The sequence below is a fragment of the Thermostichus sp. MS-CIW-41 genome (assembly GCF_054058915.1).
Genome location: NZ_JBSSBO010000020.1, coordinates 43,332 through 51,353, shown reverse-complemented (window position 1 = coordinate 51,353; position 8,022 = coordinate 43,332). Strand labels below are relative to the sequence as shown.

General features: G+C 60.6%; 3 protein-coding genes and 1 pseudogene. All 4 read right to left on the bottom strand.

Translation table 11 applies throughout. The features are described from left to right. Positions 1-183 (bottom strand): annotated as a pseudogene (locus ACVWXE_RS07835) (RNA-guided endonuclease TnpB family protein); the annotation flags it as partial. Between the two features lie 80 nt (positions 184-263). Further along, on the bottom strand, positions 264-1,496 hold the full coding sequence (locus ACVWXE_RS07830) for a cysteine desulfurase family protein (protein WP_457490004.1): 1,233 nt from the start codon (positions 1,494-1,496) through the stop codon (positions 264-266). Between the two features lie 120 nt (positions 1,497-1,616). Continuing rightward, the gene (gene rodA, locus ACVWXE_RS07825; protein ID WP_457442789.1) at positions 1,617-2,927 is read right to left on the bottom strand and encodes a rod shape-determining protein RodA; all 1,311 of its coding nucleotides are present in this window, start codon (positions 2,925-2,927) and stop codon (positions 1,617-1,619) included. A 90-nt stretch (positions 2,928-3,017) separates the two neighbouring features. Continuing rightward, on the bottom strand, positions 3,018-7,685 hold the full coding sequence (locus ACVWXE_RS07820) for an NINE protein (protein WP_457490003.1): 4,668 nt from the start codon (positions 7,683-7,685) through the stop codon (positions 3,018-3,020). Positions 7,686-8,022 lie beyond the last annotated feature (337 nt).

Sequence of the window (8,022 nt, the reverse complement as noted above, 5' to 3'; positions counted from 1 at the left end):
TGCTGCCCTTACCGGCCGATAGACCAAGTGGTGCAGCTTGGCGGTGTTCCAGCAGTTCTTTTGTTTGGCGGTGTCGAGAATCTGGTTGCAAGCATCCGCAAAGCCCTGCAAAGTGCGGTCAATTTCTTGACGCAACTCTTGTTGGACTATCAGCTTGCAACGTACAGAGATAGTCTGGCTCATGGGCTTATTGTAGTTCATCCAGACTTTTGACCAGCAAACCTATATGGAGGAGGGCTTTCCTCCCGACACCAAGCCTGCGGCTATGGTGCGGGCCTCCAGCCCGAAAATTTGGTGACGGGGATCGACAACGGGGATTGAGTTGCCGCATTCCCCAAGGCTACGGATTTGGAGATGGAGGCAAGCTCCGTTTGTAGACATCGGGCCACATACTCAACCGCAGCGTAGGTGGTGGCTTTGCCAAGGCTAAGGCGAATGGATCCCAGCGCCTCGGCTTCTGAGTGGCCCATGGCCAAGAGGATGCGGCTGGGGATCAGTTGGCCGCTGCTACAGGCGGAGCCGGCGCTAATGGCGATCCCCTGGCGGCTCAGAGCCCTGACCAGCACATTCCCCGGGATCCCTGCGGTGCAGTAGCTGAGGTGGTGGGGCAGACGCTGCTCCAAATCCACAGGGCCGGTCAGCCGCAAACCGGGCACCTCCGCTAGCAACTGGGCCAAATGCCGTTGCAATTGCCGCAGGCGGGCCGTTTCTTGAGATAGCTCTTGGGCCGCCAAAGCTGCCGCCACTCCCAAGCCGACAATGCCCGGGATCCCTTGGGTGCCAGCCCGCAGCCGCCGTTCTTGCCCACCCCCCCGCAGCAGCGGTCGCAGCTCCACCCCTGGGCGCACGTACAGCGCCCCCACCCCCTGGGGCCCGTAGAGTTTATGCCCGGAAAGGGAGAGCAGATCCACCGGCAGTTGCGCCAGATCCAGCGGGATCCGCCCCACCGTCTGCACAGCGTCGGTGTGGAAGAGCACCCCCGCCTGGCGACAGATCTGACCCAGCTCTGCAATGGGCTGCAGGGATCCCACCTCATTTTGGCCGTGGACGATGGAGACCAAAACGGTATTGGGTTGCAGCGCCTGGATCAAAGTCTGGGGATCCACCTGGCCGGCGGCGTTCACCAGCAGACGGGTGACCTGCCAGCCTTGGGACTGCAACTGGCGGGCAGCATTCTCCACCGAGGCGTGCTCGACGCTGGAGATGATGAGATGTTGGGGAGTAGAGTAGCGCTGGGCCACCCCAAACAGGGCCAGGTTGTTGGACTCCGTCCCGCCTGAGGTAAACAGCAGCGCCTCCGGCTCACAGTTAAGCAGCTCGGCCACCTGCTGCCGCGCCCGCTCCATGGCCATGGCGGCCCGTTCTCCCCACCCGTGCAAGCTGGAGGGGTTGCCCCAGCTTTCCTGCATCGCCATCTGCATGGCCTCGATCACCTCAGGCCGAGGCGGAGTGGTGGCGCTGTGGTCAAAGTAGAGGGCAGGATCCAAACGCAACATGCCAGCTCGACCAGCCGGGGCTCCGTGTTCCTATCTTAAGATCCTTGGCCAGTGTTGCCCAACGCTGGCAGCAGCTTCCCCTTGTTGAGGCCAAACCCGCTGGAGGCAAATTGAGCCTGCCTACTTGAAAAGACTAGTACGCTGGCGGTGCATCACCACCGATTCCACCAAGCCAATGGCCAGAAAATTGGTCAGTAGAGCCGAGCGGCCATAACTTAGAAAAGGCAAAGGCAAGCCGGTAATCGGGGCCAGGCCGATGGTCATGCTGATGTTCACCACCGCCTGAAAGAGGATCATCGCCAGCACCCCAATGGCAATCAGGGATCCAAAATTGTCCTTGGCCCCTTGGGCAATCCAGATCAGCCGCGCACACAGGATCCAAAACAGGATCAGCACCGTCAGGGTGCCGATAAAACCCATCTCTTCCCCAATGGCCGAGAAAATAAAATCCGTGTGCTGTTCGGGGATGAAGTCCAGCTGGGTTTGGGTGCCCTGCTGGATACCGCGGCCCCAGAGGCCGCCGGCTCCGATGGCAATGCGGGATTGAATGAGGTGATAGCCGGATCCCCAAGGCTCTTGCATGGGATCGATGAAAATCTCCAGCCGCCGCCGCTGATAGGGCTTGAGAAGGTGCCAAGCTAGCTGCCCCAACTGCCCCGAGAGCAGGTTGATCACCCCAAAAGTTACGGCCCCCGTCCACCGCCAGGGGAGACGCCAAGCGGCCAACCCCGCCATTCCCAGACACCAGAGCAGCCAAATCCAAAGCATCCAGCTCTGCTCTGGGCGAGTGTGTAAGCCATAGAGAATGGCTCCCACCCCCGGCGACAAAAGCAAGAGGATCCAACTGCCCTTGGCCCCGGCCCAGTAGAGCATGACCAGCACAATCACCACAAACACCAGGGCAGTGCCCAGGTTGGGCTGCAGGAAAATCAAGATCCAGGGGGGAGCGACGACGGCAACAGCCACCCAAATCTGGCTGAAGTACTTGATCGGCCAGTGGTGCAGGAGAGCAGCCAGGGTAACAATTACCCCCAGCTTGGCAAACTCAGAAGGCTGCACCTGAAAGCCGGCGATGGAGAGCCAGCGCTCCGCTCCTCCGCCTGCTGTGCCGAAAAAGAGCACTGCAATTAAACTCGCCAAGGTCAAGAAGTAGGTGAACCAGTGCCAGCGCAACAGCCGCTCATATGGAATCCGGGCCACCACTCCCAAAAACGCCAGGCTGATCCCGGCCATGATCAACTGCTGCAGCCAATAGTGGCTGATGGGACGCTCCCAGACTGCGCTGCGGATGGCAAGAATGCCGATGCCTGTCAAGGCCAGCACCGTGGCCAGCAACATGCCATCGAACTCGCGCCAAGGAGCCAAGATCTGCCGCAGAAGCTTTTTCCACCTAGGCTGAGAAGACACCTTTGGGTCAACGTTGCCCAGCAATAGACCCCATCCTCCAAAGCAAGGCCAGCACCAGTTTGACATGCCCCTTGCCCCACTGGCTCACTCTCGACCCCTCTCCCACGGGGGGAGCTATTCCCAGCTCTGCAGTTGCCCTAGCCAAGCGGAGAGGCGGGATCCCACCTCTTCTCGACGCCCTTCAAGATTGGCTGCCGTCCAAATCAGAAGCAGGCCCAGCAGGATCCCAGTGGCCCAGAGCAGCAGCGCATCAGTTGTTACCAACAGCCATCCCTGCCGCAGGATCCCCAGCCCAAAGGCCAGCGTGCCCACGAAGAGATAGGCTCTTACCCGCAAGGCCAAGCCCAGCAGACCCAAGGCCAAACCCAACCCTACCGGCCAAAAGCCCGTCCACCGTTGCCCGTGAGTTTCCACCAGCACCACCAGCAGCCATGTGCCCAAGGAAACCAGCCGCAGCCAATGCCGCCCCCGCCGTCCGTTGGTTTCCTGTAATCCCGGATCCACCTGGGCCACATAGAGCAGGGATCCCACCAGGGGCAGGGCATAGAACGTCAGGGAAGCCCAATCCTGATGCCAGCCGTAATTCCACAGGATCCAGTTGCTCAAGAACAGGCTGACATAGCCCAGGCGCACTTGGGATCTCCAGATAGCCAGCAGGGCATAGTAGGTTGCCCCCAGCAGCAGATTAAGGGTGTTATTTCCTCCCGCGGTTACCAGAAAAGCGGCCAGGGGCAGCACCAAGGCTGTATTCTGCCAAGGAGCCGCCGGCCAGCCCCACCGTCGCCAGGGCAAGCCATGGTAAACCAGCCCCAGCCCACAGAGCAGGGATCCGGCCCATCGCGCTATGGATAGCTGCGGCAGCCCCAGGAACACACCGCCCAGCAGAACCCCAGCTCCTTGCCATGCACTGAGGTAACCCCAGACCGTTGGCACCCAATTTTGCTCTGTTGGAGATTCTAGAGTTGAGGTTCTCGCCTGTCCGGCGGCATAGGCCACCAGGCCGGATCCCGTCAGCACCCAGAGGAGCTGTCCCCAACGGCTGAGGCGAGGATCGAAAAGGGCAGACCAGAGGACAAGGCTGGCCAGAGCCCAGTTGGCCAAGGCCATCCAGCGCAACCCAGCTCTTTTAAGCTGCAGGGTCGCCGCCAGCCAAGGGGGACAAAAGCCGTAGCCCCAGGCCAAGCTCAGCCCTAACAGAGCGATCAACACCAACCCATTTGCCAGGGATCCCCCAGTTCGCTGGCTGAGGAAGTAAACCCAGCTCTCGTAGGCGGCCACAGACACGCCCCAAGCGCCCAGGAGCCCTTTCCAGTTGGCAGGACGGAGGTCTTCCCGGCCTTGCTCTTGGGCCCGTTGGACCGCCTGTCGACGCCCCAGGCCCAGCAACACGATGGAGAGACCTAAGCTGCCCAAGCCCGTTACCTCACTCCACTGGGCATGGGATCCCAGCCAGCCCAACCCTGCATAGATCAAAGGCCCTGTCCGCCAGAAGCTCAGGGCCCTGACCTGTTGCAGGAGCTGCCCCCCCAAAGACTTTGTCCCGCCAGCGCGAGCGGCCCCCTCAAGCAAGAGTTTTTCCGGCCCAATCCAAAAGAGGATCCCCAGGCTCAGATTGATGACGGCAAGCAGAGGGGCAACAGGACGGGATCCCTGTACCACCCACAAGAGGCTGCTGGCCACCAACAGCTCCAAAGCCCAGATCAGCCCATAGGACAGCCCCTCCATTACAGACCATGAGATGGCCGACGAAGCCTCCTGACCGCTGCCGCCAGTTGAGACATCCTCCGCCCTGGAAGGAGACGGGCTTTCGCTCTCCAAGCCAGCAGGATGGACACCGCCGTCGCGATAAAAAGCGGGAGCCACTTCCACCCAAAGCCGCAAAACAATGGCCACCAGGACAGTCCCAGAGGCCAGGGTCAGAGCCACTGGGGAATCCAGGTACTTTCCACCACCGATGCGACCTGCTTCTGGCTGCAATGTCTGCAACGTTAGGGAAAGTAAAAGTACGATCCCCAGCAGAAAGCCAAAGCCATCCAGCACCGGTCGGTAAGCTGCCCGAAGGCGGGGAGAGAGGTAGTGGAACGGAGTCCCTAGGCTGTAGCGACAGCCGCTAGTGCTCCGCACCGCTGTCGCGAACAACAGCAGCACCCCCAAGGCCGTCAGCCATTCTGACTCCGTTAAAGCGGGGAACAGCCGATGGATTCCCACCAGACCGAACCCCCAGCCAAACGTCACTGTCAACAGCACCTCTGCTGGAACAACTGCGTTGGCGGTGTGGAGCTCATGGTCGGCGGAGGGGAAAGAGGCCCACACCCACACCTGAGTGGCCATCAGCAGCAACCCCAAGCCCAGACCCAGAAACTCAACCCCCGGCCTTCCAAAGGTGAGTAACTGGGCCAGCAAAAGGGAGAGAACTGCCGGGAAACGCAAAGACCCGCGCTCCGGGATCCCCTGCTGCCAGGAAAGGGATCCCAATCCCCCTTGCTCTGGGCTCTGCAGCCAGCGGGGCATGAACTCCAGGGGGGGCAGGGCCAATACCTGAGCTGCCGTCAAAACAAGAGGCACCAGCAGCCACAGCCAGCCAAAGGATTGTTCACCAGTCGCAGACAACTCGGGGAGCCGTTGCAGCAAAAACGCCAAGTAGCTGGATCCCACCAACACCGACCCTATGCCATCTGCACTTCGCTGCCACAGCCCCACGGGCAATCCCCAAAAGCGCTCTGACCCACCCAGAGCTACCCGCCCTGCCCATTGCAATAGGCCCACCAGCAGCAGAACCACTCCCCAACTGGACAGGCTAGTGCTCCGCACCGCTGGCGCGAACAAGTCGGGCAAAAGCCAGCGGATCCCGGCTAGCAGTGCCCCCACTCCGTAGGCGTGGGTCAGGAGTACCCAAAGAAAGTTGGGAGTTTCTCCTGATCTGGACTTTTGTTGTAGCCACCAGGCCAGGATCCCGGCGCTCAAAAGCAAGTGCCAAAAGCGAATGGCCGGATGGGGAAGGCTCAAAAGCAGCAGGGATCCGCCCAACCCCAGCACCAAGCACTCTGTCGGTTCTACCAGCCTAGAAAAGCCTGTCTCACCGGCTTCTGGACCGCTCCTCTGCCAGCGGGCCGCCAACCCCAGCCACAGCACCTCATAGGGCAGCAGCGCCAACCCCAGCAAGCCCCAGGGGGAATCAAGGGGCTGAAACCAGTTGGTTACTGTAGCTACAACCTCTTGCCGCCAGCTTGCTGGCCACACCTGCCAAAAAGCCCAGCAAGTTTCCAGGCCCAGCAAGAACAGCAACGTCAAATGCACCCTAAGGACTTCGTCCCGCTGGGGCGACTGGGTGTGTCGGCGCAAGCGCCCGATTAAGACATGGATCCCCAGCAGGCTAATCCCCAGCAACTGCCAGCCGCTGAAAGGGCTCTCCGCCAAGCCAATGGCAGCCAGCAGCCAGCCCACCACCAACAGCACCCAGCTCCCCTCCCACCAGCGGGAGAGCGTCCCCTCCTGAGCGCCTTCTGCTACGACGTCCGGGGATCCCTGGGGCCATTCCGCTGCTAGCCAACCCAACAGGGCCACCGCCAACCCCAACTGCGGCACTTGGACATGCCCAGACAGCAGCCCCCGTAGGATTAACAGGGATCCGGCAGCCCCGATTAGCCAGATCTTGGAGCCCCGTAATTCCCGAGACCGGCGGCTCCAGGTGTAAATCACGGTGCTGAGGATCCCCAGATACAGGATCCCCAGGACAAAAGCAGGGCGAAGCTCCTGCGGCCCCAAGCTCCAGAAAGCGTGCAAGCCAGAGAGGGCCAAAAAGTTCACCAAGGTTCCGTAAAAGGCATTGGGCTCCACACCGCTGTCGCGAAAGCCGGCACCTGAACCCAGCGAGCGCACCCGACCCTCAGCCGTCAACGGGATCCCCAGCAGCAAGCCCAGCGCCAGGATGCGGATCCCCCAAAGGATCCCCAGCCCATCCAGGGCCCACACGTTCACCGGCACCAGCAGCAGGGCAATAGCCTCCAAGGTTTGACCGGTTAGACGCAGCCCTTCCTGCCGTTGGATCCATCCAGCACCTACCCCAAAAGCCGCCGTATAGGCCAAGAGCACCCCATACTGAGCAGTTGGAGAAAATTGCTCCCAGTGGCTGGCCGCCAGCACCCCGGAGGACACCACCACCAAAAACAGGCCCAGCAGCAACAGCCAAGCCACGCTCAGCTCTGACAGCAAGTTCCGCAGCAAAACAGCCAGCGCCGGGGTAGGGGGGGGCAAGGACTCCGTCCGAGTAGCGCGAGTGGATTGAGGGGCAGCTTGGGGCTCTTCTCCCCCCTCGACCGTAGGTTCCTCAACCCCAGATCCGGCCAGGCGAGCATTTCTTTCCCGCACCATTCCTGGGATCCAAATCAAATCCAGGAGCTGTCCGATCCCCAGCAGCCCAAAGGTCAACAGCCAGAGCAAACCCGTCCGCCAGCGGCCCAGATAAAAACGGTGCAGGCCACAGATGCCAAACAAACCCAAAATCCAGAGCACGTAGGCCGAGCCAAGACGAGCCGGGATCTCGTCGCTGGGGGAAACTGCCGCTGACCTTGGTTCCTCCCCCTCTAGCCGATACTGCTCCACCAGCAGGCGAAAGTGCTCTGGAGTCAGCAAGCTCAGCTCCAGCCAGGCCCGCAAACCCTGCAAGACTTGCTGCCGGGATCCCCGAACGGTGAGCTGCAAAAGGACTTGCTCCGAGGAGGGCGAGCGGTCAGATTGCAGCTCCTCTGCTCCTGGAGGCAAGAGGTGATCCTGGGATCCCATGGCCAGATTCCTTGAGCAAAAGGCTTGGGGCTACTGCTACTCTAAGCCTTGCTCTAGCCGGTTGCCATGCCGTTCTCAAATCCTTCTGATACATTTACGCTGAACACTGCTGAACATCACTGTTCAACTATGCAGCGATAGCATTCTGTTTGTTTCCATTCGCGTTAGCGGGACGGAGTCCAAACAGAATGGCGGTATCCCGCAAAGCTTTGAGTAGAATACCCAAAGCGCAGTTTCCGTGTCGTCTTACTACCAATTTTCTGCTTTGCTTTGGCTACCATGTTGGCAGACTCGAAAGTAAACAGAAAGATCAACTGGTAGTAATCCGTACTGAACA